Origin of the sequence: Pseudomonas sp. DSV-1 (genome assembly GCF_035830915.1) — a bacterium.
Taxonomy (GTDB): Bacteria; Pseudomonadota; Gammaproteobacteria; order Pseudomonadales; family Pseudomonadaceae; genus Aquipseudomonas.
Genome location: NZ_JAYMYG010000001.1, coordinates 4,179,764 through 4,203,626 on the forward strand (window position 1 = coordinate 4,179,764; position 23,863 = coordinate 4,203,626).

Below are 23,863 nucleotides of genomic sequence, written 5' to 3' on the forward strand. Positions count from 1 at the left end.
AAACATATGCAATGGGAAGTTGTGATCGGGCTGGAAATTCACTCCCAGCTCGCCACCCAATCGAAGATTTTCTCCGGTAGCGCCACCACCTTTGGCGCAGAACCGAACACCCAGGCCAGCCTGGTTGACCTGGGCATGCCCGGCGTACTGCCGGTGCTGAACCAGGAAGCCGTGCGCATGGCGGTCATGTTCGGCGTAGCCGTTGACGCCGAAATCGTTCAGCACAACGTGTTCGCCCGCAAGAACTACTTCTACCCGGACCTGCCCAAGGGCTACCAGATCAGCCAGATGGAACTGCCGATTGTCGGCAAGGGCCACCTGGACATCACCCTGGAAGACGGCACCGTCAAACGTGTCGGCATTACCCGTGCCCACCTGGAAGAAGACGCAGGCAAAAGCCTGCACGAAGACTTCAGCGGTTCCACCGGCATCGACTTGAACCGTGCCGGCACGCCGTTGCTAGAAATCGTTTCCGAGCCGGACATGCGCAGCGCCAAAGAGGCCGTGGCCTACGTCAAGGCGATGCACGCTCTGGTGCGTTACCTGGGCATTTGCGACGGCAACATGGCTGAAGGCTCCCTGCGCTGCGACTGCAACGTATCGATCCGCCCGGTCGGCCAGGCCGAGTTCGGGACTCGCTGCGAGATCAAGAACGTCAACTCGTTCCGCTTTATCGAGAAGGCGATCAACAGCGAAGTACAACGCCAGATCGAGCTGATCGAAGACGGCGGCAAGGTCATTCAGCAAACCCGCCTGTACGACCCGAACAAGGACGAAACCCGCGCCATGCGCAGCAAGGAGGAAGCCAACGACTACCGTTACTTCCCCGATCCTGACCTGCTGCCAGTGGTGATCGAAGATTCGTTTATCGAAGAGGTGCGCGCCACGCTGCCGGAACTGCCGCCGCAAAAGCGCGAACGCTTCCAGTCGCAGTTCGGCCTGTCGGCCTACGACGCCAGCGTATTGGCTTCGAGCCGCGAGCAAGCGGACTACTTCGAAAAGGTCGTGAGCATCAGTGGCGATGCCAAGCTGGCGGCCAACTGGGTGATGGTCGAGTTGGGCAGCCTGCTCAACAAACAAGGCCTGGATATCGACCAGTCGCCGGTCAGCGCAGAGCAATTGGGCGGCATGCTGCAGCGCATCAAAGACAACACCATCTCCGGCAAAATCGCCAAGGTTGTGCTGGAAGCGATGGCCAATGGTGAGGGCAACGCAGACGAAGTCATCGAAAAGCGCGGCCTCAAGCAAGTGACCGACAGCGGCGCCATTGAAAAGGTGCTGGATGAAATGCTGGCGGCCAACGCAGAGCAGGTCGAGCAATACCGTGCGGCAGACGAAGCCAAGCGCGGCAAGATGTTCGGCTTCTTCGTGGGCCAGGCGATGAAAGCCTCCAAAGGCAAAGCCAACCCGCAACAGGTCAACGAACTGCTCAAGAGCAAGCTCGAAGGCTAAGCCACAAAACTCGTAGCAGCTGCCGCAGGCTGCGTCCGGCGGCGTAGCCGTCGTAAAACCAGAGGTTGCGGTTCAAGAGTTGAACCGCATTTTCTGACTTTACGATCGCTTCGCAATCGAACGCAGCCTTCGGCAGCTGCTACGCGAATCGCTTTTCAAGCAACATAAGGATTCCCCCATGAAGCGGCTACTCGGCGCTTGCGCCCTGCTCAGCTTGCTCGCAGGCTGCGCCAGCCATGACATAGACCCCCGTGGCTATGACAAAACAGGCATTGCCTCTTATTACGGTGCTCGCCATCACGGCAAGCGAACCGCCAGCGGTGAACCATTCGACCAGAATGCCCTTACCGCCGCCCACCCCGCCCTGCCTTTCGGGACGCGGGTGCTGGTCACCAATCTGAGCAACGACAAATCTGTGGTGCTGCGCATCAACGATCGCGGCCCCCATACCCGCGGACGCCTGATAGACGTTTCGCGCAAGGCCGCCCAGCAACTGGATATGCTGCGCAGCGGCACAGCCAAAGTCCGGGTTCAGGGCTTGAGTGATTAATTGAGGGAGTTGCCGCCATTTTGGGCTTGAGCGCGCTGTCACCATGGAACCTGCTGCAATTGCTCTGCGGCCTCGTCATGCTGATCGCAGGGGCCGAATTGCTGGTGCGCTGCGCCGTACGCATGGCTGCCAACATGAAGGTGCGCCCGCTGCTGATCGGCTTGACCGTGGTCGCATTGGGCAGCAGCGCCCCACAGATGACTGTCAGCCTGCAGGCCGCGCTCAATGACACCTCGGACATTGCCGTAGGCAGTGTGATCGGCAGCAATATATTCAACATCCTGGTCACCCTGGGGCTGTCGGCGCTGATCATTCCCCTGCGCGTATCCCGTCAACTGGTACGCCTGGACATTCCCCTGATGATCCTCGCCAGCGCACTGGTGTTTGCCCTGGCACTCAACAAACAGCTCGATCGCCTGGACGGTGTTGTCCTGTTGTGCGGCCTGATGATCTACCTGGCCCTGCTGCTGCGCCAATCGCGTCAAAGCGGCCACCATCACAACAGCCACGCACAGCCACACACCCCATGGCTGCACAACATCGCGTTAATGCTGTTGGCCCTGATCCTGCTCGGGGCGGCCGGGCACCTGCTGCTCGGCGCGGCAGTCACGGTTGCCACTGAGCTTGGGCTATCAGAGCGGATTATCGGGCTGACCATCATTGCGGTCAGCACTTCACTGCCGGAACTGGCCACGTCACTGATCGCAGCCTTTCGCGGCCAGCGCGAAATCGCTGTCGGCAATGTGATTGGTAGCAATGTTTTCAGCTTGCTGGGGGTACTAGGCCTGACGGCTCTGGTCGCTCCAGCGCCCTTGTCGGTATCGCCCAACGCGCTGGCGTTCGACTTGCCGGTGATGCTGGGTGTGGCGGCGCTGTGTCTGCCCGTGTTCTACGCGGGGTACCGCGTCACCCGTGCTGAAGGGTTGCTGTTTCTGGGTTTATACCTGGCCTATGGGCTGCATGTAGTGTCCTTCACCATCGGCATGCCCTTGGCCGGCAAGCTTGAACACCTGATGCTGTTTTTCATCTTGCCGGCGCTGCTGGTGTTTCTGCTGTTCAGTACCCTGCGCGCGTGGCGCCGTCAGCAATAGATCCAGCCGCCCCACTGCAATACAAATATCCCGATATTGGTCGTGATGGCCGCCATCAAGGTGGTGATCACAATAATTGCGGCCGCCAATTCGTGATTACCGTTGGCCGCACGTACCATGACATAACTGGCAGCGGCCGTCGGGCTGGCGAAATAAAGGAACAAAATCCCCAATTCCGGCCCGCGAAAGCCACACAACCAAGCCCCCAGAGTTGTCAGTAGCGGCAAACTGACCATTTTCACCAGACTTGCACTCAGCGCCCTGTCGCCACTTTTACGCAGGCTTGCCAGCGACAGCGTGCCACCGATGCAAATCAGCGCCAGGGGCAAGGTCATTGCGGCCAGGTATTCGCCAGACGCTTGCAACCAACCGGGCAGGCTGATCTTGAATACCGCAAACGGCACCGCAGCCAGCACGCTGATGATCAGCGGGTTCTTGACCACACTTTTGCAGATGCTCCACGGATCGGACTTGATCACCGGGCTGTACACCGCCAGCACGATAGTCGACAGCGTGTTGTAGAACAGGATCACCAGGCCTGCGAGTACGGCGCCCAATGAAATCCCGTAGTCGCCGTACATGCTGGCCGCGAGAGCCAGGCCAATGACCCCGTTATTGCCGCGAAAGGCGCCCTGGGTGTAGACCCCACGGTCTTCACGGGGGCAGCGCCAGATCGACCAACCCCAGGCAAACGCAAACCCTGCAAGGGTTGCCAGCACGAAATAAGCCAGCACCTTGGGCTGCAGGGCCGCCCTGAGATCGGCATGCAAAATGCCCAGAAACAACAACGCCGGCATGGTGACGTTAAACACCAGTGCCGACGCTGTGTGGATAAAGTTGTCATTGATCCAGCCCACGCGCTTGAGCACCACGCCTAGAAACAGCATGGCAAACACGGGGGCGGTTATCGTGAGCGTCTGAAGGAAAATAGCCAGCATGTCAGCACACTCATGGAGGTAGAACCGGGTTGAGGCCTTCTTGAAGAAAGCCTCAACGTCCTTTGTTACATACCTTTAACGGCATAAATGCCGGCGGCATTACGCCAGTAGCCTTTGTAGTCCATACCATAGCCGAAGATATAACGGTCAATGCACGGCAAGCCGACGTAGTTGGCCTTCAAGTCCGGACGCGCCTTGCGGTCATGGTCCTTGTCGATCAATACCGCGGTGTGCACCTGACGGGCACCGGCGTGCTTGCAGAACTCTACGATCGCGCTAAGGGTGTGCCCCTCGTCGAGGATGTCGTCGATGATCAACACGTGACGGTCGATGAACGATACTTCTGGCTTGGCTTTCCAGAACAGGTCGCCGCCAGTGGTTTCATTGCGATAGCGCGTAGCGTGCAGGTACGACGCTTCAAGCGGGAATTTCAGATGGGTGAGCAGCTTGCCGGAAAAAATCAGGCCACCGTTCATCACACAAAAAACCACTGGATTGGTCTCGGCCATTTCTGCCGTGATTTGCGCACCAACGCGGGCAATTGCCTCTTCGACTTCGGCTTCGGTGTACAGGCAGTCAGCCTCTCGCATGATTTGACGGATATGCTCGAGATCAGCAGACATGACGCTCTCCAGGGGGGGTTGTGCAAGAAAAGCGGGCAAAGGTACGCATCCGCATGGCTCAGATCAAGCATTTATGGACTAACGTGCAGTAATGTCTGTAGGACATCACCCCGGATTAGATTAATCTAGGCCGGTTTTTTTGCCTGCCCCCCGGAGTTTTTCCCTATGCCTATCCGCGAGATACGCCATCCGCTAATCCGTCATAAACTCGGCCTCATGCGTCGCGCTGACATTAGCACGAAGAATTTCCGTGAGCTCGCTCAGGAAGTCGGCGCTTTGCTGACCTATGAAGCCACCAGTGACCTGACCCTCGAAACCTACGATATCGAAGGCTGGTGCGGCACTGTTCAAGTTGAAAAAATCGCCGGTAAGAAAATTACCGTCGTACCGATCCTGCGCGCCGGTATCGGCATGCTGGAAGGTGTTCTGAGCCTGATCCCGGGCGCCAAAGTCAGCGCTGTCGGTATTGCCCGCAACGAAGAAACCCTCCAGGCCCACACCTACCTGGAAAAACTGGTTCCGGAAATCAACGAGCGTCTGGCGATGATTATCGACCCGATGCTGGCCACCGGCTCTTCGATGGTTGCCACCATTGATCTGCTGAAAAAAGCCGGCTGCAAGGAAATCCGCGCCATGGTGCTGGTTGCTGCGCCAGAAGGGATTGCTGCTGTTGAAGCCGCTCACCCGGACGTGACCATCTACACCGCCTCCATTGATGAGCGTTTGAACGAGCACGGCTACATCATCCCGGGCTTGGGCGATGCCGGCGACAAGATCTTCGGCACCAAGCAAAAGGACATTTAACATGCAGGACGAGTTCAACGACCCGCTCTGGCGCCAGATAATTTCTGGCGCGCAGATGCTCTTCGTGGCGTTTGGCGCGTTGGTGTTGATGCCATTGATTACCGGCCTCGACCCCAACGTTGCGCTGTTCACGGCGGGTCTCGGGACTCTGCTGTTCCAGATCGTGACCCGGCGCCAGGTGCCGGTCTTTCTGGCTTCGAGTTTCGCTTTCATTACCCCGATCATTCTCGCCAAAGGGCAGTTCGGCCTTGCAGCGACCATGGGCGGCGTCATGGCAGCCGGTTTTGTGTATACCTTTCTCGGTTTCGCGGTGAAGCTCAAGGGCACCGGGTTCATCGACCGCTTGTTGCCACCTGTGGTGATCGGTCCGGTGATTATCTCGATTGGCCTGGCGATGGCGCCCATTGCAGCGCACATGGCCATGGGCCGCGCTGAAGATGGCACCGAGCTGATTCACTATCAGACGGCCATGATGATCTCGATGCCAGCGCTGCTGACCACCTTGATCGTGGCTGTATTCGGTAAAGGGATTTTCCGTCTGGTGCCCATCATCGCCGGTGTGCTGGTCGGGTTTGGCATGGCGTTTTACTTCGGCGTCGTCGACACCGCCAAGATCGCCGCAGCGCCGTGGTTCGCCATGCCGCACTTCACTGCCCCCGAGTTCAACTGGCAGGCGATTCTATTTATCGTCCCCGTAGCGCTTGCTCCGGCCATTGAACATATCGGCGGCGTGATTGCCGTAGGCAGCGTGACCGGTCGCGACTACCTGAAAAAGCCGGGCCTGCACCGCACGCTGTTCGGTGACGGTATCGCCACCACCGCTGCCGGCATGCTGGGCGGACCACCCAACACCACCTACGCCGAAGTGACTGGCGCAGTGATGCTGACCAAGAACTACAACCCGAAAATCATGACCTGGGCAGCGATTTTCGCCATCAGCCTGGCATTTGTCGGTAAGTTCGGCGCACTGCTGCAAAGCATTCCGGTCCCTGTAATGGGCGGGATTCTGTGCCTGCTGTTCGGTTCGATTGCAGCCGTGGGCATGAACACACTGATCCGCCATCAGGTCGACCTGAGCGAAGCACGCAACCTGGTGATCGTGTCGGTGACTCTGGTCTTCGGGATTGGCGGCGTGCTGATCGGTACTGGTATGGGGCCTGAGGACTTCGGTCTTAAAGGCATCGCGTTGTGCGCCATTGTGGCGATTGCGCTGAACCTGATCCTGCCGGGCAACGACAGCTGGAAACACAAGAAAGGTGACGGCCCCGTCATCTGACCTGTAATCCCTATGGGAGCGGGCTTGCTCGCGATTGCATCACCTGCATCGCGAGCAAGCCCGTTCCCACAGGGGTTTTTCTAAAGCGCCAGCGGCGCCCTTTCACACAAAGTGTTCAACGCCTGCGCCCATTGCGGGTTGTCATTGAGACACGGCACCAGCACCAACTCTTCGCCCCCCGCCTCGATAAACTGCTCGCGCCCGCGATCACCGATCTCTTCCAGCGTTTCAATGCAATCAGCCACAAACGCCGGGCACATCACCAGAATCTTCTTCACCCCCTGCTTGGCCAACGCATCAAGACGCGCCTCCGTGTAGGGTTCGATCCACTTGGCCCGGCCCAAACGGGACTGGAACGCCACCGACCACTTGCCTTCAGGCAACCCCATACGCTCGGCAAAAGCCTGGGCAGAACGCAAACACTGCGCTCGATAACAGGTTTGCAAAACTGCAGGCGAAGCATTCTGGCAGCAGTCTTCATTCTTGAAGCAGTGATTGCCGGTCGGGTCCAGCTTGTGCAAATGCCGCTCGGGCAAACCGTGAAAGCTGAGCAGCAGGTGATCGTAATCCTGCTCCAGATGCGGCCGGGCGCTAGCCACCAGCGCATCGAGGTACTCGGGCTGGTCATAGAAGGGCTGCACAATCGAAAACTGCATCGGCAATTTTTTGGCCTTGACCACGCGCTTGGCTTCTTCAATCACCGTGGTCACGGTGCTGTCAGCGAACTGCGGATAAAGCGGTGCCAGCGTGACTTTCTTGATGCCCTGCGACGCCAGACGGGTGAGCACGGTTTCAATCGACGGCTCGCCGTAACGCATGGCCAGTTCGACCGGGCCCTGGGTCCACTCTTTGGTCATCGCCTGCTGCAGGCGACGACTGAGTACCACCAGTGGCGAACCCTCGTCCCACCAGATCGAGGCATACGCGTGGGCCGACTGCTCAGGACGCTTGACCAGGATCAACGACACCAGCAAGCGCCGTACCGGCCACGGCAAGTCGATGACGTACGGATCCATCAAAAACTGGTTCAAGTAACTGCGTACATCCGCTACCGAAGTAGACGCCGGCGAACCCAGGTTAACCAGCAACAACGCGTGGTCGGTCATGCAACTTCCTATTTCAGAGGCGGGCGGCGACATCATCAAGTGCCGCACGCAAATCGGTGAACTGAAAAGTAAAACCGGCAGCCAGCAACTTTGCAGGCATAGCCCGCTGGCCACCCAGTAACAAACCGGACATCTCGCCCAGCAACACGCGCAGTACAAATGCGGGCATGGGCATAAATGCCGGACGGTGCAACACGCTGCCCAAGGTCCTGGCGAAGTCGGCATTGCGTACCGGGTGTGGCGCGCAGGCATTATAAGGACCGCTGGCGGCATTCTCATGCACAAGAAAATCAATCAGGGCAATTTGATCCTTGATATGAATCCACGGCATCCACTGCCGACCATTGCCTATCGGCCCGCCCAGCGCCAGCTTGAAAGGCAACAACAGGCGCGACAAAAAGCCGCCTTCAGCTGCCAGTACCAGTCCCGTGCGCACCAGCACCACTCGAATGCCCAAGGCCTGCGCCCGCTGCGCGGTTTCTTCCCAGGCAATGCACAAGTGGCTGGCAAAATCTTCGCTGACTGGCGGTGAGTCCTCGGTCAGCTCACGCTCGCCACCGTCGCCGTACCAGCCAACGGCCGAACCGGACACCAGCACCGACGGCCTTTGATCCCGGCTTTCAAGCCAGGCCACCAGGGTTTCGGTCAGGGTAATGCGACTGCTCCACAGCAGAGCCTTGCGCCCGCGCGTCCAGGGACGATCGGCGATGGGCGCACCTGCCAGATTGACCACGGCATCAATCGGTTCCTGCCCGAGTTCCTCAAGCAGGGCAACACCCTTGACCTGAGCACCGCACAATCGGGCCACTTGCTCAGGGCGCCGACTCCACACACTAAGGCGGTGGCCTTGCGCCAGCCAGTGACGACAGAGCTGACGCCCTATCAAGCCTGTACCGCCGGTCAGCAATATGTGCATGAGTTGATCCTCGCAAGGAGTTTTATCGGGAGCACTGGTCTATTTTTACTGTAAGACCTTTTATCGGTCGTCGACCTGACTTAAGAATAGGCCACATGGATCTGGAAGAATCACTAAAACCTATACTAACAAATAGAATTGTACAGGTATTGCCGACGGCGTAGTCTGTGCAAACAGAGATCGAGGCCATAATGACTGTACCTATCGCGATTATTGGCGCCGGCATAGCCGGACTGGCAGCAGCAAACACTCTGCACAAGGCAGGGCACGCGATTCATCTTTTCGACAAGAGCCGTGGCAGCGGCGGACGCATGTCGAGCAAGCGCAGCGATGTCGGTGTACTGGACCTGGGGGCTCAGTACTTCACCGCACGGGACCGGCGTTTTGTCGATGAAGTCCAGCAGTGGCAAGCCAATGGCTGGGCTGCCGAATGGGAGCCACACCTGTACCACTATAAAAACGGTCAGTTAAGCCCCTCCCCTGACGAACAGACCCGCTGGGTGGGAACGCCACGCATGAGCGCCATCACACGCGGCCTGCTCGGCAGTCTGCCGGTCAGTTTCTCGTGCCAGATCACCGACCTGATACGCGGCGAGAAACACTGGCACTTGCTGGATGCCGAAGGTGCAGAGCACGGCCCGTTCAGCCACGTCATCATTGCCACCCCGGCGCCACAGGCCACCTCTCTGCTGGCCAGCGCCCCGAAGCTGGCGAGTACCGCAGCCGGGGTCAAAATGGAACCAGCCTGGGCCGTCGCCCTGGCCTTTGAGTCCCCCCTCGACACGCCTATGGAAGGTTGCTTCGTACAAGGCGGCCCGCTGGACTGGCTAGCCCGCAACCGTAGCAAGCCCGGACGTGCCAGCCAGCCTGACACCTGGGTTTTGCACGCGACCAGTGCCTGGAGCAAGCAGAATCTCGACTTGCCCAAAGAGGCCGTCATCGAACACCTTCATGGTGCTTTTGCAGAGCTGATGCACTTCCCTACACCCGCGCCGACTTTCAGCCTTGCCCATCGCTGGCTCTACGCGCGACCTGCCGCTGCCCATGAGTGGGGTGCCCTCGCGGATTCCGATCTGGGCCTGTATGCCTGCGGCGACTGGTGCCTGTCGGGCCGCGTCGAAGGTGCATGGCTTAGCGGTCAAGAAGCTGCCCGTCGACTGATAGAGCATCTGGAGTGATGCAAAACCCGTAGTCGCTGCCGCAGGCTGCGATGGTTTGCGTAGCAGGCCTGCAAAGCTGAAGGTCCTGCGGCCCTTTTCGCAGCCTGCGGCAGCGACTACAGACCCCTCCCATCAAAAAACCTGTACAAGAGATTTGACTTGTACAACATCAGGCATATGATGAACTCAAGTTGTACATCAACATAAAGATGTACAAGTAATTCTTGAGAGGTTCGTCAGATGGCCAGCACCTTATCAGCCCGGCACAAACCCAAAATTGCCATCAGCGCGTGCTTGCTGGGGGCCGAAGTTCGCTTCAACGGCGGGCACAAAGAGTCGCGGCTTTGCAGCCAGACGTTGAGCCAGCACTTCGAATTTGTGCCGCTGTGCCCCGAGGTTGCCATCGGCCTTGGCATTCCTCGCCAGCCTGTACGCCTGGTGGGCAATCCTGCTCAACCCCAAGCCGTCGGCACCGTCGACAGCACCTTGAACGTGACTCAGCCACTGCACGACTACGGCGTGGAAATGGCCGCAGCCCACACGGATATCTGTGGCTACATCTTCATGCAAAAGTCGCCCTCATGCGGCCTGGAGCGGGTCAAGGTGTATCAGGACGGCGGCCGCCCCGCAGAGTTGAGCGGCCGTGGCATTTATGCTCAAGCGTTTTGTGACGCCCATCCCGACTTGCCTGTGGAGGAAGACGGTCGATTGAATGATCCGGTGCTGCGCGAGAACTTCATGACCCGGGTTTATGCCTACAGCGCCTGGCAGGCCCTGCTCAAACAGGGCGTCACCCGCCGCTCACTGACCGAATTTCACGCCCGCTACAAATACCAGCTGATGGCCCATCACCCGGTGCAGTACAAAACCCTGGGCAATTTGCTCGGCAGTCTTGGCAAGCAAGATCCGCGAGCCATTGCACCGCAGTACTTCAGCGAGCTGATGAAAGCGCTGAAAAAATGCGCGACCCGACGCACCCACACCAACGTGCTGCAACACATCAGCGGCTACCTCAAACAATCCATCAGCCCCGAAGACAAGCAGGAAGTTCAGCAACTGATTGGCCAGTACCTGCACGGCATCGTGCCGCTGGTGGTGCCCCTGACCCTGCTCAAGCATCACTTTCGCCTGCACCCGCACCCATACATCTCGCGCCAGGTTTACCTGCAGCCGCATCCGGAAGACCTCAGCCTGCGCAATGCCATCTGACCATGAATGATGACCTGATCATGTCCAATACCCCTGACGCGGACTACAGCCAGGCACTGGCTGAGGGCTGGTTGCCCATTCGTGAAGTCTCGCGCATCACCGGTGTGAATGCCGTGACCTTGCGTGCCTGGGAACGACGCTATGGCCTGATCGTGCCGCACCGCACGGCCAAGGGCCATCGTCTGTTTTCCAGCGAGCATATCCAGCGTATTCAGCACATTTTGTTGTGGCTCAATCGCGGCGTGTCGGTCAGCCAGATCAAACCGCTGCTCAACACCCCCTCGACTCCCGCCGTAACGCCCGACAGCGACTGGCAGGTGTGGCGCCAAACCATGATTGAGTCCATCAGTGAACTGGCCGAGCGCCGCCTGGATGATTGCTTCAATCAGGCAATGTCGCTCTACCCTGCTCGCCCGCTCTGCGAACAACTGCTGGTGCCGCTGCTCAACGATCTGGAGCAGCGCTGGCAAGGGCAATTCGGCGCGCAACTGGAGCGTGTGTTTTTCCACTCCTGGTTACGCAGCAAACTGGGGGCCCGGATTTATCACAACAACCGCTCGCTCAAGGGCGCACCGGTCTTGCTGATCAACCATTCCGACCTGCCGTTCGAGCCACAGCTGTGGCTGACCGCCTTGCTGGTCAGCAGCAGTCACTGTGCGGTCGAGGTATTCGACGCGCCTTTACCCAACGGTGAACTGGGCCTGGCGGTGGAGTATTTAAAACCCCGTGCAGTGGTGCTGTATTCCAGCAAAACCCTTAACACCCAAGTACTGCCCAGGCTACTGAGCGGCATTGAATGCCCGATCCTGATTGCCGGACCAACGGTAAGCATCCATTTCGATCTGTTGTCCGTAACTACAACCGAGATCGCAGGATTGTACCTGGCCCACGACCCGGTAGAGGCCCATCAACGCCTCAGCCAACTTGGCCTTTTATAGCAAGGAATTGACATGCAACTGATCTGGCTGCGCAGCGACTTGCGCCACTACGACAACACCGCCCTGAGCGCCGCAGCCAAACGCGGACCGACCGTGGCCGTGTACCTCATCAGCCCCGAGCAATGGCTGGCCCACGATGATGCGCCGTGCAAAGTTGATTTCTGGCTGCGCAACCTGCGCACCTTGAGTGACAGTCTGCAGCAGCTCAACATCCCGCTGCTGATCCGTACCGCTCCAGCATGGGATCAGGCGCCAGCAGTGCTGCTTGAACTGTGCCAGCAGCTCGGGATTCAGGCCGTCCACGCCAATCAGGAATACGGCATCAACGAAACCCGTCGCGACCAGGAGGTGGCTCGGACCGTTGAAGCCCAGGGCATCGAGTTTCACAGCTACCTCGACCAACTGCTGTTCCAGCCGGGCAGCATCCTGACGCAATCGGGCTCGTACTTTCAGGTTTTCAGCCAGTTCCGCAGGATCTGCTACAACCGCCTGCACATGGCCTTGCCACAAATTGTGGCCAGGCCTGACAGCCAGGCACCGCTGAACATCGAGCCCGATAGCATTCCAGAATCGGTCAGCGGATTTGCTACACCCATCCAAACGTTGCGGGCGCTCTGGCCAGCAGGCGAGAAAGAAGCTCAGCAGCGCCTGGCACAGTTTGCCGATGAACAGATTCACTTCTATCAGGACGAACGCGACCTGCCGGCCAAACCCGGTACCAGCCAGCTTTCGACCTACCTCGCAGCGGGCGTTATCTCACCCCGCCAATGCCTGCATGCGGCATTGCACAGTAACAACGGCGAGTTTGAAAGCGGCAGCCCGGGGGTGTTCACCTGGATCACTGAACTGCTCTGGCGCGAGTTCTACAAACATATTCTGGTCGGTTACCCACGCGTCTCCCGTCATCGCGCCTTCCGCCTTGAGACCGAATACCTGCCGTGGCGTAACGCTCCGGATGAGTTGGCCGCCTGGAAACAGGGGCGCACGGGCTTCCCGATTATCGACGCGGCCATCCGCCAACTGCTGGAAACAGGCTGGATGCATAACCGCCTGCGCATGGTAGTGGCCATGTTCCTGACCAAAAACCTGCTGATCGACTGGCGCGAAGGCGAGCGCTTTTTTATGCAGCATTTGATCGACGGTGATTTGGCCGCCAACAACGGCGGCTGGCAGTGGAGCTCATCCACAGGCACCGACTCAGTACCGTACTTCCGAATTTTCAACCCGCTGACTCAGTCAGAACGCTTCGATCCCGAAGGTCGATTCATCAAACACTGGCTGCCGGAGCTGGCGGACCTGAATAAAAAACAAGTGCACAACCCCGCCTTGATCGGCGGGTTATTTGGCGTGGCCAATTACCCGGCCCCCATCGTCGATTTGAGCAAAAGCCGCGAGCGTGCCCTGAGCGCTTTCAAGAGCCTGCCGTCGCGGCAAATAGTGGAGGTGAGCCATGGCTGAAGGGCGGCGGATCTGGCTGACAGGCGCCAGCAGCGGGATTGGCGCGCAAATCGCTGAGGAATTGCTCACAAGCGGCGCCCGGATGGCGTTGACTGCCCGAACGCTCACCCCCTTGAAAGCCTTGTCTGACCGCTTCCCCGGCCAAGTCCTGCTGGTACCCGGCGACCTGACCGACATTGTGCAGGTCCGCGAGATCAGCAAACGCATCGCCCAGGCCTGGGGCGCACTCGATACCGTGATCCTCAACGCCGGGACCTGTGAGTATGTCGACGTCCGTGAGTTCGACTCCGCATTGATCGAGCGCGTGGTGCGCACCAACCTGCTGGCCAACTGTTATTGCATTGAGAGTGCGCTGCCACTGCTGCGCGCCGGTTCGCGTCCGTATCTGGTGGGTGTGGTCAGTTCTGTTACCTATTGGGCGCTGCCACGGGCGCAGGCCTATGGCGCATCAAAAGCCGGCTTGCGTTACTTGCTCGAATCGCTGCGTATCGACCTGGCCCAGGAAGGCATCAATGTCACCCTCGTCAGCCCCGGCTTCGTCGACACCCCGCTCACCGAAAACAATGACTTCCCGATGCCGATGCGCTGGTCAGCGCAAAAAGCGGCACAGCATATTTGCCAGCACCTGAAAAAACGTCCGTTGGAAATCGCCTTTCCCACATTGTTCATCGTCTCGCTGAGGCTGTTGGCGAACTTGCCAAAACGCCTGCAAGTCGCACTCGGTAAACGCCTGGCACGCAACTCTGACGGTAAACCCTCATGAAAATCGCGATCATTGGCAGTGGTATTTCGGGGCTGACCTGCGGCTACCTGCTGCATAAAGAGCACGACATCAGCGTATTCGAAGCCAGTGACTGGGTCGGCGGCCACACGCACACCGTCAACCTGAGTGTCAAAGGCCGGTCCTACGCCGTGGACACCGGCTTTATCGTGTTCAACGACTGGACTTACCCCAACTTCATCAAGCTGATGGACCAGTTGGGGGTTCGCTCAAAAGCCACTGAAATGAGCTTTTCAGTGCACGACACCGACAGCAACCTCGAATACAACGGCAACACCCTCAATAGCCTGTTTGCCCAGCGCAGCAACCTGTTGTCTCCCGGGTTCTGGGGCATGTTGCGCGACATCCTGCGTTTCAATCGCCAAGCCATTCGCGACCTGGACGAGCAGCGCATTGCCAGTGACACCCGGCTGGGTGACTACCTGCAGCAGCAGGGTTATGGCACGCGTTTTATCGAGCACTACATCGTACCGATGGGTGCTGCGATCTGGTCCATGTCCCTGGCAGACATGCTGAGCTTTCCGCTGCAGTTTTTTGTGCGCTTCTTCAAGAATCACGGCTTGCTCAGCGTCAGCAATCGTCCGCAATGGCGTGTGATTGAAGGTGGCTCCAGTGCCTACATACAACCCTTGAGTGCAGGTTTTGCCGACAGGATTCGTCTCAACTGCCCGGTCATTCAGGTAACCCGCAATGAACAGGGCGTTCAGGTACACAGTGCCGGCGGTATTGAAGACTTCGACAAGGTGATCTTTGCCTGCCACAGCGATCAAGCCCTCAAGCTGCTGGCCACCCCCTCATCTGCAGAACGGCAAATCCTGGCCGCGATGCCCTATGCCGATAATGACGTGGTGCTGCACACCGATACCCGCTTGCTGCCAGACCGAAAACTGGCCTGGGCGAGCTGGAATTACCGCTTGGGCTCTGCAGGCCAAAAGCGGGCTGCCGTGACCTACGACATGAACATTCTGCAGGGGATTGAGAGCGAGACCACATTCTGCGTCAGCCTCAATCAAACCAGCGCGATTGATCCGCTCAAAATACTGGCCAGCTTTACCTATGCCCATCCTCAGTACAGCCTGGGCGCCATTGCGGCACAAGCACGCTGGCAAGAACTACTGGGCGCCCAGCACAGCTACTTTTGCGGCGCCTATTGGGCCAACGGCTTTCATGAAGACGGCGTGGTCAGCGCATTGCGCGTGGCCCAGGCCTTTGGCCAACAACTATGAACAGCGCCCTGTACAGCGGCTGGATCGCCCATCGACGCTTTGCGCCGACTACCCATGCGTTCCGCTACCAGATCGGCTTGTTGTATCTGGATCTGGATGAGCAAGACGCTGTACTGGGACTTTCGGCGCTGGCAGGAAAAAGCCGATTTGCACCTTTCTCCTTTCGTGAAACTGATTACCTGAAAACCTACACCGCAACCGGTATGCGCCTGATTGACGCGGTTCGTCAGCAAGTCGGCATCGCCTTAGGGCATACGCCCCAGGGCTCGATCTGTTTGCTGACCCAAGCCCGCAGCTGGGGGCTGTCGTTCAACCCGGTGAGCTTCTTTTACTGCCACGAGGCGGACGGAAAACTGGCTGCCATCTTGTGCGAAGTCACCAACACGCCTTGGCGTGAACGCTATCACTACGTGCTCCCGGCACAAGGCGATGGTTTTCAGCATGTCGCCGTGGCCAAGGCCTTTCACGTTTCCCCCTTTCTGCCACGGGACCTGGAATACCGCATGAGCTTCAGCCCACCCCAGGCCCGGCTCGGCGTGCATATGGCCGACTGGCAGGGCGAGCTGAAACTGTTCGACGCCACCCTCAACCTGCAACGTGCGACCCTGGACCGCGCAGGGCTGCATCGCTACTTGCGGCAGTTTCCGTGGATGACCGCCAAAACCTGTCTGGCCATTTACTGGCAAGCCTTGCGCCTGTTTCTCAAACGCACACCGATTTTTTCCCATCAGGCCGCCGACGGCGCCTTTCGTATTGCCGCCCTGCAACCCAAGGATAAACGCCATGAAGAGCTCTAGCCTGGTGAGCAAATCCTCACTGTCGACTACCCATAACCTGACCAGTGCGCTATTGCGACGCGGAGTCATGCGCCAGCTCGGCCAGTTGAAACACGGTCATCTGGTGGTGATCGAAAACGGCGAACGCCTGATGTTCGGCGACAGCGGCGCCGGTCTGGTCGGCGAAGTACAGATTCACGATGCTAGCCTGTGGGGCATGATGGCCAGCAGCGGCTCGATTGGCGCGGGCGAGGCCTTTATTCATGGCTACTGGAGTTCACCCGACCTGACCAAGGTGATCCGGGTGCTGGTCAGCAATATGGATGTGCTCGATGCAATGGAGGGTGGCCTGGCGCGCCTGGGCCGCCCGTTGATACGCGGCCTGCACTGGATCAATCGCAATACCCGCAAGGGCTCGCAAAAAAACATTGCAGCCCATTACGACCTGGGCAATGAGATGTTCGAGCAGTTTCTAGACCCTACCATGATGTATTCAGCGGCCCAGTTTTTAAGCCCTGACGACACGCTGGAACAAGCGCAGCTCAACAAGCTGGAACGCATCTGCCAGAAGCTCGATCTCAAGCCCGAGGACCACTTGCTCGAAATTGGCACCGGCTGGGGCAGCATGGCGTTATTTGCGGCGCAGCATTACGGGTGCAAGGTCACGACCACGACCCTGTCCAAAGAGCAGTTCGACTACACCAAAACCCGCGTTGACGCTTTGGGCTTACAGGACCAGGTAACGTTACTGCTGGAGGATTACCGCGATCTGACAGGGCAGTACGACAAGCTTGTATCGATCGAAATGATCGAGGCGGTCGGGCATCGTTTTTTACCCAGCTACTTCAAACAGTGCTCCCACCTGCTCAAGCCCCACGGATTGATGCTGCTGCAAGCCATCACCATTCGCGAGCAGCGTTATGAGCAAGCCAAAAGCAGCGTGGACTTTATCCAGCGCTACATTTTCCCCGGCGGTGCCCTGCCCAGTGTGCAAAAAATGCTCGAAATCGTGGGTAAGGACACTGACATGAACCTGATGCACATGGAAGATTTCGGCTTGCACTACGCCAAAACCCTGCGCCTGTGGCATGAGAACTTTCGCCGCGCTCACGGGCGTTTGACTGAATTGGGTTACGACGAATACTTTCTGCGCCTGTGGGAGTTTTACCTGTGTTACTGCGAAGGTGGCTTTCTGGAACGCAGCATCGGTACCGCGCAATTGTTGCTGGCCAAGCCTGCCGCCATGCCTGAACCACTGCTCGGTCGGTTCAATGCTTAAGAATCTGGCCAATGCCGGGCTGTTCCAGCTCGGCTGGTTTGCCTGTGTAGTGGGCGGCAACAGCCTGTGGCTCGTGCTGGCAGGTGGTGCATTGATGGCGCATCTGCTGTGGATAAGTCGCTCAATGGCAGAGGTCCGTTTAATCGTGGTCGTGTGTTTGCTCGGCACTGCCGTAGACAGCCTGCTGCTCAATGCCGGAGTTTTCGTCTTCAAGCAGCCCGGTTTGTTGATTCCATTCTGGCTGATACTGCTTTGGGCCCTGCTGGCCATCACCTTGAACCACTGTCTGGCGTGGACTGCCAAGCCCTGGTGGCGGGCTGTTTTGCTGGGTGCCATCGGTGGACCGCTGTCGTATTACGCCGGGCAACGTCTGGGCGCGGTGCAATTCCCTCTGGGCCTGTGGCCGACGCTGGCCGGGTTGAGCCTGTTGTGGGCCGGGTTGTTTGCATTGCTAATCACCTGTAGTCGCTGCCGAAGGCTGTGATAGCGGCCGCAGGACCTTCGCAGCCTTCGGCAGCGACTACAAAAGCCGGCGTTCATCAGCACATTTACACCTGATGCCAGCTCTGCCTTACACTGCGCGTCTATGACCAACATCCCCCTGACCGAAATTACCGAACCCGCCGTCACGTGTTCGACGTGCGCGGCGTGCTGCTGCCAACTGGAAGTGATGTTGATCACTGATACCGGCGTGCCCGAGCGCTTCATCGATAACGATGACTGGGGCGGTGAAGTGATGCTGCGCCTGGATGATGGCTGGTGTGCGGCCCTGGACCGCAACACCATGATGTGCACCATTTATGAGCTGCGCCCGCTGATTTGTCGCGAGTTCGAAATGGGCGATGTTGAATGCCTCAACGAACGCCAGGGCATTGCGACGGCGTATCGTTAACCCCCCGCAACTACAGCGCCATTGTGTAATGCAGCGCATAGCTTTCTACGCCGTCATTGGTGCTGGAGATCCCGGCATTGGAATAGTGGGTCGCACGAATCCCGACTTCATGCCCCCCCGCAAAGCGCACACCGAAGCCAAGACGGTCCTCAAACTGGAAGGCCGTTCCCAGCTTGTTCCCTTCAACTTCGGTGTGAGAAAACAACGCGACCCCAATACCAGCCTCGACATAGGGCTTTACCCTTTCACCCGCAAATTCGTACACCAGTACGGGCGAGAACGACAGACTGCTGCTCGCGGATGACTTGTCACCTTCCCAGTAGGTGTAAGCCCCATCCCAATAACCGGTCAGGCGACCGACATCACTTTGCAGCCAGCTGTTGTTCCAATCCGACTTCAAGCCAAGCCGATACGTCATGGTCGATTCGCTGGTGTGCCCTACCCCAAATTCAAGCCCGGCAGCGTTTGCCGTAAAACTTTGCCCCAGTGCAACGGCTGCAACCGCAGCCAAACAAAACAGTCGCTTCATAAGAAAATCCTATTTTCATATGCCCGTGTCAGTTGTTATGCGCTACATCAGGCAGGCGTTTTAAAGCGGAGTTCAGGTTTTTTTACAGACCGAAGCTTCGCACAACGCCAGATTTATTCCACAACACAGGCAGGATATTTCCCATGTGTTCAGGTGAGGCGCTGGTCCAGAACTGTGCTTCACAAGGAGGGCCTGCTGCCAGCAGGTCTTGCTCAGCCAACAAGCGCTGAAGCTGACGGGCCACGGCAGCGCCGGTATCGATCAGGGTGATCGAGGGCGGGAGCATCCGGGCAAGCAGAGGCTTGAGAAAAGGGTAATGGGTGCAGCCAAGAATGATCGTGTCACAGCCCGCTGCCAGCAACGGATCGACATAACCCCGCAACAGGGTGCACAAGGCTTCGCTGTGCAAGTCTCCGGTCTCGATCAGCTCCACCAGGCCCGGGCATGGCTGGGTGATCACCCGGACATCGCTGGCAAAGCGATCAAGCAAGGCGGCAAATTTGGCACTTTGCAACGTGCCCGTCGTTGCGAGCACACCCACCACGCCGCTGCGAGTGGCCGCTGCAGCGGGTTTGACCGCAGGTTCCATGCCGACCATGGGCCAGTCGGGATAACGCTGACGCAGGTCCGCCACCCCCGCCACCGTCGCCGTATTACAGGCCAGCACCAGTGCCTTGGCCCCCTGACGCTGGAAAAAATCAGCCATTACGGCACAGCGCTGACGGATAAATTCAGGGCTTTTTTCGCCATAGGGAATATGCCCACAGTCCGCCACATAGAGCAGCGACTCGTTGGGCAGCAGTGCATGAATTTCCTTGAGTACCGACAAACCGCCAACGCCGGAGTCAAAAACCCCAATCGGCGCCTCACTCATGGCCAGTACCACACACGCTGCAGGCAGGATCGCGCTTGACCCGCAACTCGCGAAAGCGCGTGCTCAATGCATCGACCAGCAATAGACGCCCCACCAGCGGCTCACCAAAACCGGCCAGAATCTTGAGTGCCTCAAGGGCTTGCAGGCTGCCGACCAGCCCCACCAGCGGCCCCATCACTCCGGCTTCGCTGCAGGTCAGTTCAGCTTCGCTGCCGTGCCCGTACAGGCAGTGGTAGCAGGGACTGGCAGGCTGACGCGAATCAAACACCGACAACTGCCCTTCGAGGCGAATGGCCGCGCCACTGACCAACGGTTTGCGCGCCGCCACACAGGCTTTGTTCACCGCTTCACGCGTGGCAAAGTTGTCGCAGCAATCGAGCACCAGATCCACTGCGCTGACAGCCTCGGCCAGCGAATCGGCATCCAGTGCCGAACGGTGGGCAACCAGTTTGATGAGCGGATTGATCAGGCGCAGTCGGCGAGACGCCGAGTCGACCTTGCTCTCCCCCACATTGGCGGTGTCATGGATGATCTGACGCTGCAGATTGGTCAGGTCAACGCTGTCAAAGTCGGCCAGATGCAGTTCGCCGATACCGGCGGCCGCAAGGTAGAGCGCAACGGGCGAACCCAGACCGCCGAGGCCGATAATCAGTACACGACTGTTTTTCAGCTTCAACTGACCGTCGATATCAACCTGTTGCAACAGGATCTGTCGGCTATAGCGCAACAGCTCCTCATCGGTCAGCACGGCAGGCGGCCCAACGTGATGCGCTCGTGGCCACCTAGGTCCTTGCGGCTTTCAACCTGTGCAAAACCAGCGTCTTGCAGCAGTTGTCGAACCGCCTCTGCCTGGTCATAACCGTGTTCCAGCATCAACCAGCCACCCGCATTCAGGTGGCTGGCAGAGCCGGTAATGATCTCGCGAATATCGTCCAGGCCATCGGTACCGGCAACCAGGGCGCTTTCCGGTTCGAAACGCACATCACCTTCAGCCAGGTGAACGTCGCCGGCGGCAATGTAGGGCGGGTTGCTGATAATCAGGTCAAAACGCTGGTCGGCCAATGCGCTGAACCAGTGGCTGGTAAACACGTTGACGTTTTCAAGCTGCAAACGTTGGCGATTGCGCTCGGCCAACGCTACGGCTTCCAGCACGCGGTCAACTGCCGTGACGTGCCAGGCGGCGCGCTCACTGGCCAATGCCAGGGCGATTGCACCGCTGCCAGTGCCCAGGTCCAGCACCTTGGCCGGGCTTTCCGGCAACAGGGCCAGCGCGGTTTCGACCAGCAGTTCGGTATCGGGACGCGGGATAAGCGTATGTGGCGCCACTTCCAGATCAAGGTTCCAGAAACCCTGTTGGCCCAGAATATAGGCCACCGGCTCTCCGGTACGGCGACGCAACAGGTATTCGGCGAAGGTCAATGCCGCTTCGCTGCTGACAATCTTTTCGGGCCATGTATGCAGATAACTACGCGACTTGCCCAGGGCAGCAGCCAATAAAAGCTCCGCATCCAGACGGGCCGTGGGTGAGTCAGGCAGTTCAGCAGCACGTAACAAACTGGCAATAATAGTCATTTATTCACCCAGGGCTGTCAGTTGATCAGCCTGAAACTCCGCCAATAATGGCTCGATAACGGCATCAACGCCGCCAGCCAGTACGTCATCCAGGGAATACAGGGTCAGGTTGACGCGATGGTCGGTCACTCGCCCCTGCGCGAAATTGTAAGTGCGGATGCGCTCGGAACGATCCCCCGAGCCCACCAGCGACTTGCGCTCGCTGGCAATTGCATTTGCCGCCGCGCTGGTTTGCTGGTCATTCAACTTGGCCGACAGCCAGGACATCGCCCGCGCCCGGTTTTTATGCTGGGAACGCTCTTCCTGACACTCCACCACAATACCCGAGGGCAAGTGGGTGATACGAATCGCCGAGTCGGTCTTGTTGACGTGCTGACCACCCGCACCCGAGGAACGGTAGGTATCAACGCGCAAGTCGGCCGGGTTGATCTCGATGGCTTCCTGCTCGTCCGGCTCTGGCAAGACCGCCACAGTACAGGCGGAAGTATGGATACGGCCCTGGGATTCGGTGGCGGGTACACGCTGCACGCGGTGAACACCCGACTCGAACTTCAGCTTGCCGTAAACATTCTCGCCCTCGACGCGGGCAATGACTTCTTTATAGCCACCATGTTCGCCGCTGTTTTCTGACAGAATTTCCAGCTTCCAGCCGCGACGTTCAGCGTAACGGGAATACATGCGAAACAGGTCGCCGGCAAAGATGGCCGCTTCATCGCCACCGGTGCCGGCCCGAATTTCAAGGAACACGTTGCGTCCGTCATTCGGGTCCTTGGGCAACAGCATCCGTTGCAGGTCTTTTTCAAGCTCGCTCAGGCGCTCTTTGGCTTCGCGAACTTCTTCGACCGCCATTTCACGCATGTCAGGGTCGTTGTCCTTGAGCAGCGCCTGGGCGCCTTCAAGGTCGGCCTGCACTTTGAGCCACAGCCCGTAAGCCGCGACAATGGGTTCAACTTCTGCGTATTCCTTGGAATAAGCACGAAATTTGGTTTGATCAGAAATGACTTCGCCATCGCCAAGCAATGCGGTCAGTTCTTCAAAACGGTCCTGGAGGATGTCCAGCTTATTCAGCAGTGACGCTTTCATTACTATTTTTTATCCGCAGAGCTATGCGATGAGCCCTCACCGAGGGCAAAAAGTTCTTGGGCCATGGCCAGCGCATCGAGGCGGCCTTCGGCGGAAAGCTTTTTCAGCTGCACGCTGGGCGCGTGCAGCAATTTATTGGTCAGGCCGCGTGCCAGTTGTACCAGCACATCTTCAGGGTTGCTGCCGTTGGCGAGCATCCGCTGGGCTTTTTGCAGTTCTTCATCACGCAGGCGCTCGCTTTGCTGGCGATAGGCTTTGAGCACATCGACAGCCGCCAGCTCACGCAAACGCACCATAAAGTCTTCGGCGCCGATGCTGACCAGCTCTTCTGCCGCCTGGGCTGCACCCTGACGACTCTTGAGATTCTCGGCGACCACTTCGTGCAAGTCATCGACGGTATAGAGGTAAACGTCGTCCAACTCGCCGACTTCAGGCTCGATATCGCGGGGAACCGCAATATCGACCATGAAAATAGGTTTGTGCTTGCGCAACTTCAAGGCACTTTCGACTGCCCCTTTGCCCAAAATCGGCAACTGGCTGGCCGTGGAGCTGATCACGATATCGCTATGTACCAGCTCTTGAGGAATATCCGACAGCAGCACTGCATGGGCACCGAACTGCTCAGCCAGAGTGCTCGCGCGCTCCAGGGTACGGTTGGCGACCACGATGCGTTTTACGCCCAGGTCATGCAGGTGACGGGCGACCAGGGTAATGGTCTCGCCCGCACCGATCAGCAAGGCCTGACTGCGCTGCAAGTCGCTGAAAATCTGCTTGGCCAGGCTCACCGCAGCAAACGCGACGGAAACCGGGTTTTCACCGATGGCGGTGTCGGTGCGCACTTGCTTGGCCGAGTTGAAGGTCGCCTGAAACAAGCGCCCCAACAAAGGCCCTACCGTGCCCGCCTCACGCGCTACCGCGTAGGCCGATTTCATCTGGCCGAGAATCTGCGGCTCGCCCAGCACCAGCGAATCGAGACCCGACGCCACACGCATCATGTGACGAACGGCAGCGTCTTCTTCATGGACATACGCACAGGCACGCAGTTCATCAAGGCTCAGGTTGTGATAGTCGGCCAGCCACTTCAGTACGCTGTCAGCTGAAAGGTGGTCCTGCTCTATATAGAGTTCACTGCGATTGCAGGTGGAGAGGATCGCAGCTTCGCGACTGTCGGTTAGGCGGCAGAGCTGCTGCAGGGCCTCAACCAACTGCTCCGGAGTAAAAGCCACGCGCTCGCGGACGTCTACTGAAGCAGTCTTGTGGTTAATACCGAGTGCGAGGAAGGCCATTCAATATCGCTGATGATGACGAGAAGCCGACAATTGTCCTACTT

General features: G+C 58.5%; 25 protein-coding genes. 15 read left to right on the forward strand and 10 right to left on the reverse strand.

Annotation, left to right across the window (positions count from 1 at the left end):
* Positions 1-6: 6 nt before the first annotated feature.
* From gatB to VSQ83_RS19620, 3 genes are all read left to right on the forward strand, one after another.
* A complete protein-coding gene (gene gatB / locus VSQ83_RS19610) occupies positions 7-1,452 on the forward strand; it encodes an Asp-tRNA(Asn)/Glu-tRNA(Gln) amidotransferase subunit GatB (protein WP_133076387.1) in 1,446 nt (481 codons plus the stop codon).
* A 178-nt stretch (positions 1,453-1,630) separates the two neighbouring features.
* Positions 1,631-2,002 (forward strand): septal ring lytic transglycosylase RlpA family protein, encoded by a 372-nt coding sequence (locus VSQ83_RS19615; protein WP_133076388.1) that lies wholly within the window; start codon positions 1,631-1,633, stop codon positions 2,000-2,002.
* A gap of 50 nt (positions 2,003-2,052) precedes the next feature.
* Positions 2,053-3,093, forward strand: coding sequence for a calcium/sodium antiporter (locus VSQ83_RS19620; protein ID WP_326427737.1), 1,041 nt, complete (start codon positions 2,053-2,055; stop codon positions 3,091-3,093).
* On the opposite strand, the gene VSQ83_RS19625 is transcribed toward VSQ83_RS19620, so the two are convergent.
* Together VSQ83_RS19625 and VSQ83_RS19630 are read right to left on the reverse strand one after the other, a co-directional pair.
* Positions 3,084-4,031: an AEC family transporter gene (locus tag VSQ83_RS19625; RefSeq protein WP_326427351.1), complete on the reverse strand. Its 948-nt coding sequence runs from the start codon at positions 4,029-4,031 to the stop codon at positions 3,084-3,086. The genes VSQ83_RS19620 and VSQ83_RS19625 overlap by 10 nt on opposite strands.
* Positions 4,032-4,096: 65 nt before the next feature.
* Positions 4,097-4,654, reverse strand: a complete 558-nt coding sequence (locus tag VSQ83_RS19630) for a hypoxanthine-guanine phosphoribosyltransferase (RefSeq protein WP_133076390.1) — start codon at positions 4,652-4,654, stop codon at positions 4,097-4,099.
* A 165-nt stretch (positions 4,655-4,819) separates the two neighbouring features.
* Between VSQ83_RS19630 and upp the strand changes: the two genes are divergently transcribed.
* Positions 4,820-5,458 carry a uracil phosphoribosyltransferase gene (gene upp / locus VSQ83_RS19635; protein WP_133076391.1) on the forward strand — a complete coding sequence of 213 codons (639 nt, stop codon included), beginning with the start codon at positions 4,820-4,822 and terminating at the stop codon, positions 5,456-5,458.
* A 1-nt stretch (position 5,459) separates the two neighbouring features.
* Positions 5,460-6,734: a uracil-xanthine permease family protein gene (locus VSQ83_RS19640; protein ID WP_133076392.1), complete on the forward strand. Its 1,275-nt coding sequence runs from the start codon at positions 5,460-5,462 to the stop codon at positions 6,732-6,734.
* Between the two features lie 80 nt (positions 6,735-6,814).
* Here VSQ83_RS19640 and hemH read toward each other — a convergent pair whose 3' ends face one another.
* Positions 6,815-7,840: a ferrochelatase gene (hemH, locus tag VSQ83_RS19645; protein WP_133076393.1), complete on the reverse strand. Its 1,026-nt coding sequence runs from the start codon at positions 7,838-7,840 to the stop codon at positions 6,815-6,817.
* Positions 7,841-7,853: 13 nt separating this feature from the next.
* Positions 7,854-8,756: a TIGR01777 family oxidoreductase gene (locus tag VSQ83_RS19650; protein ID WP_133076394.1), complete on the reverse strand. Its 903-nt coding sequence runs from the start codon at positions 8,754-8,756 to the stop codon at positions 7,854-7,856.
* A gap of 191 nt (positions 8,757-8,947) precedes the next feature.
* Here VSQ83_RS19650 and VSQ83_RS19655 point away from each other — a divergent pair, with 191 nt between their 5' ends.
* The 10 genes from VSQ83_RS19655 to VSQ83_RS19700 all read left to right on the forward strand — a co-directional run bounded on the left by VSQ83_RS19655 (position 8,948) and on the right by VSQ83_RS19700 (position 18,475).
* A complete protein-coding gene (locus VSQ83_RS19655) occupies positions 8,948-9,934 on the forward strand; it encodes an NAD(P)/FAD-dependent oxidoreductase (RefSeq protein ID WP_133076395.1) in 987 nt (328 codons plus the stop codon).
* Positions 9,935-10,156: 222 nt separating this feature from the next.
* Positions 10,157-11,125: a DUF1722 domain-containing protein gene (locus VSQ83_RS19660; RefSeq protein WP_133076396.1), complete on the forward strand. Its 969-nt coding sequence runs from the start codon at positions 10,157-10,159 to the stop codon at positions 11,123-11,125.
* A gap of 2 nt (positions 11,126-11,127) precedes the next feature.
* A complete protein-coding gene (locus tag VSQ83_RS19665) occupies positions 11,128-12,063 on the forward strand; it encodes a MerR family transcriptional regulator (protein WP_326427353.1) in 936 nt (311 codons plus the stop codon).
* A gap of 12 nt (positions 12,064-12,075) precedes the next feature.
* On the forward strand, positions 12,076-13,521 hold the full coding sequence (phrB, locus tag VSQ83_RS19670) for a deoxyribodipyrimidine photo-lyase (protein ID WP_326427354.1): 1,446 nt from the start codon (positions 12,076-12,078) through the stop codon (positions 13,519-13,521).
* Positions 13,514-14,284, forward strand: coding sequence for an SDR family NAD(P)-dependent oxidoreductase (locus VSQ83_RS19675; RefSeq protein WP_326427355.1), 771 nt, complete (start codon positions 13,514-13,516; stop codon positions 14,282-14,284). Before phrB ends, VSQ83_RS19675 begins: the two co-directional genes overlap by 8 nt.
* The gene (locus tag VSQ83_RS19680) at positions 14,281-15,528 is read left to right on the forward strand and encodes an NAD(P)/FAD-dependent oxidoreductase (protein WP_326427356.1); all 1,248 of its coding nucleotides are present in this window, start codon (positions 14,281-14,283) and stop codon (positions 15,526-15,528) included. Before VSQ83_RS19675 ends, VSQ83_RS19680 begins: the two co-directional genes overlap by 4 nt.
* Entirely contained in the window at positions 15,525-16,325 is an 801-nt protein-coding gene (locus tag VSQ83_RS19685) for a DUF1365 domain-containing protein (protein WP_326427357.1), read from the forward strand. Before VSQ83_RS19680 ends, VSQ83_RS19685 begins: the two co-directional genes overlap by 4 nt.
* Positions 16,312-17,583 carry an SAM-dependent methyltransferase gene (locus VSQ83_RS19690; protein WP_219261687.1) on the forward strand — a complete coding sequence of 424 codons (1,272 nt, stop codon included), beginning with the start codon at positions 16,312-16,314 and terminating at the stop codon, positions 17,581-17,583. The genes VSQ83_RS19685 and VSQ83_RS19690 overlap by 14 nt, the downstream gene beginning before the upstream one ends.
* Complete coding sequence (locus VSQ83_RS19695; RefSeq protein WP_326427358.1) at positions 17,576-18,067, forward strand: DUF2878 domain-containing protein; 492 nt, start codon at positions 17,576-17,578, stop codon at positions 18,065-18,067. Before VSQ83_RS19690 ends, VSQ83_RS19695 begins: the two co-directional genes overlap by 8 nt.
* A 102-nt stretch (positions 18,068-18,169) precedes the next feature.
* The gene (locus VSQ83_RS19700; protein ID WP_037032157.1) at positions 18,170-18,475 is read left to right on the forward strand and encodes a YkgJ family cysteine cluster protein; all 306 of its coding nucleotides are present in this window, start codon (positions 18,170-18,172) and stop codon (positions 18,473-18,475) included.
* 10 nt (positions 18,476-18,485) lie between these two features.
* Here VSQ83_RS19700 and VSQ83_RS19705 read toward each other — a convergent pair whose 3' ends face one another.
* From VSQ83_RS19705 to hemA, 6 genes are all read right to left on the reverse strand, one after another.
* Positions 18,486-19,004 (reverse strand): acyloxyacyl hydrolase, encoded by a 519-nt coding sequence (locus tag VSQ83_RS19705; RefSeq protein ID WP_219261689.1) that lies wholly within the window; start codon positions 19,002-19,004, stop codon positions 18,486-18,488.
* A gap of 82 nt (positions 19,005-19,086) precedes the next feature.
* On the reverse strand, positions 19,087-19,878 hold the full coding sequence (gene murI, locus VSQ83_RS19710; RefSeq protein WP_326427359.1) for a glutamate racemase: 792 nt from the start codon (positions 19,876-19,878) through the stop codon (positions 19,087-19,089).
* A complete protein-coding gene (locus VSQ83_RS19715) occupies positions 19,871-20,626 on the reverse strand; it encodes a molybdopterin-synthase adenylyltransferase MoeB (RefSeq protein WP_133076406.1) in 756 nt (251 codons plus the stop codon). The genes murI and VSQ83_RS19715 overlap by 8 nt, the downstream gene beginning before the upstream one ends.
* A complete protein-coding gene (gene prmC / locus VSQ83_RS19720; RefSeq protein ID WP_133076407.1) occupies positions 20,620-21,450 on the reverse strand; it encodes a peptide chain release factor N(5)-glutamine methyltransferase in 831 nt (276 codons plus the stop codon). Before prmC ends, VSQ83_RS19715 begins: the two co-directional genes overlap by 7 nt.
* Positions 21,451-22,533 (reverse strand): peptide chain release factor 1, encoded by a 1,083-nt coding sequence (prfA, locus tag VSQ83_RS19725; RefSeq protein WP_019825109.1) that lies wholly within the window; start codon positions 22,531-22,533, stop codon positions 21,451-21,453.
* 2 nt (positions 22,534-22,535) lie between these two features.
* On the reverse strand, positions 22,536-23,819 hold the full coding sequence (gene hemA, locus VSQ83_RS19730; RefSeq protein ID WP_133076409.1) for a glutamyl-tRNA reductase: 1,284 nt from the start codon (positions 23,817-23,819) through the stop codon (positions 22,536-22,538).
* Positions 23,820-23,863: the final 44 nt, after the last annotated feature.

What these genes read in the sequence shown, in the direction of transcription:
- gatB (WP_133076387.1), top strand. Translation starts at nt 7, where the DNA reads ATGCAATGGGAAGTTGTGATCGGGCTGGAAATTCACTCCCAGCTCGCC.
- VSQ83_RS19615 (WP_133076388.1), top strand. Translation starts at nt 1,631, where the DNA reads ATGAAGCGGCTACTCGGCGCTTGCGCCCTGCTCAGCTTGCTCGCAGGC.
- VSQ83_RS19625 (WP_326427351.1), bottom strand. Translation starts at nt 4,031, where the DNA reads ATGCTGGCTATTTTCCTTCAGACGCTCACGATAACCGCCCCCGTGTTT.
- VSQ83_RS19630 (WP_133076390.1), bottom strand. Translation starts at nt 4,654, where the DNA reads ATGTCTGCTGATCTCGAGCATATCCGTCAAATCATGCGAGAGGCTGAC.
- upp (WP_133076391.1), top strand. Translation starts at nt 4,820, where the DNA reads ATGCCTATCCGCGAGATACGCCATCCGCTAATCCGTCATAAACTCGGC.
- VSQ83_RS19640 (WP_133076392.1), top strand. Translation starts at nt 5,460, where the DNA reads ATGCAGGACGAGTTCAACGACCCGCTCTGGCGCCAGATAATTTCTGGC.
- hemH (WP_133076393.1), bottom strand. Translation starts at nt 7,840, where the DNA reads ATGACCGACCACGCGTTGTTGCTGGTTAACCTGGGTTCGCCGGCGTCT.
- VSQ83_RS19650 (WP_133076394.1), bottom strand. Translation starts at nt 8,756, where the DNA reads ATGCACATATTGCTGACCGGCGGTACAGGCTTGATAGGGCGTCAGCTC.
- VSQ83_RS19655 (WP_133076395.1), top strand. Translation starts at nt 8,948, where the DNA reads ATGACTGTACCTATCGCGATTATTGGCGCCGGCATAGCCGGACTGGCA.
- VSQ83_RS19660 (WP_133076396.1), top strand. Translation starts at nt 10,157, where the DNA reads ATGGCCAGCACCTTATCAGCCCGGCACAAACCCAAAATTGCCATCAGC.
- VSQ83_RS19665 (WP_326427353.1), top strand. Translation starts at nt 11,128, where the DNA reads ATGAATGATGACCTGATCATGTCCAATACCCCTGACGCGGACTACAGC.
- phrB (WP_326427354.1), top strand. Translation starts at nt 12,076, where the DNA reads ATGCAACTGATCTGGCTGCGCAGCGACTTGCGCCACTACGACAACACC.
- VSQ83_RS19675 (WP_326427355.1), top strand. Translation starts at nt 13,514, where the DNA reads ATGGCTGAAGGGCGGCGGATCTGGCTGACAGGCGCCAGCAGCGGGATT.
- VSQ83_RS19680 (WP_326427356.1), top strand. Translation starts at nt 14,281, where the DNA reads ATGAAAATCGCGATCATTGGCAGTGGTATTTCGGGGCTGACCTGCGGC.
- VSQ83_RS19685 (WP_326427357.1), top strand. Translation starts at nt 15,525, where the DNA reads ATGAACAGCGCCCTGTACAGCGGCTGGATCGCCCATCGACGCTTTGCG.
- VSQ83_RS19690 (WP_219261687.1), top strand. Translation starts at nt 16,312, where the DNA reads ATGAAGAGCTCTAGCCTGGTGAGCAAATCCTCACTGTCGACTACCCAT.
- VSQ83_RS19695 (WP_326427358.1), top strand. Translation starts at nt 17,576, where the DNA reads ATGCTTAAGAATCTGGCCAATGCCGGGCTGTTCCAGCTCGGCTGGTTT.
- VSQ83_RS19700 (WP_037032157.1), top strand. Translation starts at nt 18,170, where the DNA reads ATGACCAACATCCCCCTGACCGAAATTACCGAACCCGCCGTCACGTGT.
- VSQ83_RS19705 (WP_219261689.1), bottom strand. Translation starts at nt 19,004, where the DNA reads ATGAAGCGACTGTTTTGTTTGGCTGCGGTTGCAGCCGTTGCACTGGGG.
- murI (WP_326427359.1), bottom strand. Translation starts at nt 19,878, where the DNA reads ATGAGTGAGGCGCCGATTGGGGTTTTTGACTCCGGCGTTGGCGGTTTG.
- prmC (WP_133076407.1), bottom strand. Translation starts at nt 21,450, where the DNA reads ATGACTATTATTGCCAGTTTGTTACGTGCTGCTGAACTGCCTGACTCA.
- prfA (WP_019825109.1), bottom strand. Translation starts at nt 22,533, where the DNA reads ATGAAAGCGTCACTGCTGAATAAGCTGGACATCCTCCAGGACCGTTTT.
- hemA (WP_133076409.1), bottom strand. Translation starts at nt 23,819, where the DNA reads ATGGCCTTCCTCGCACTCGGTATTAACCACAAGACTGCTTCAGTAGAC.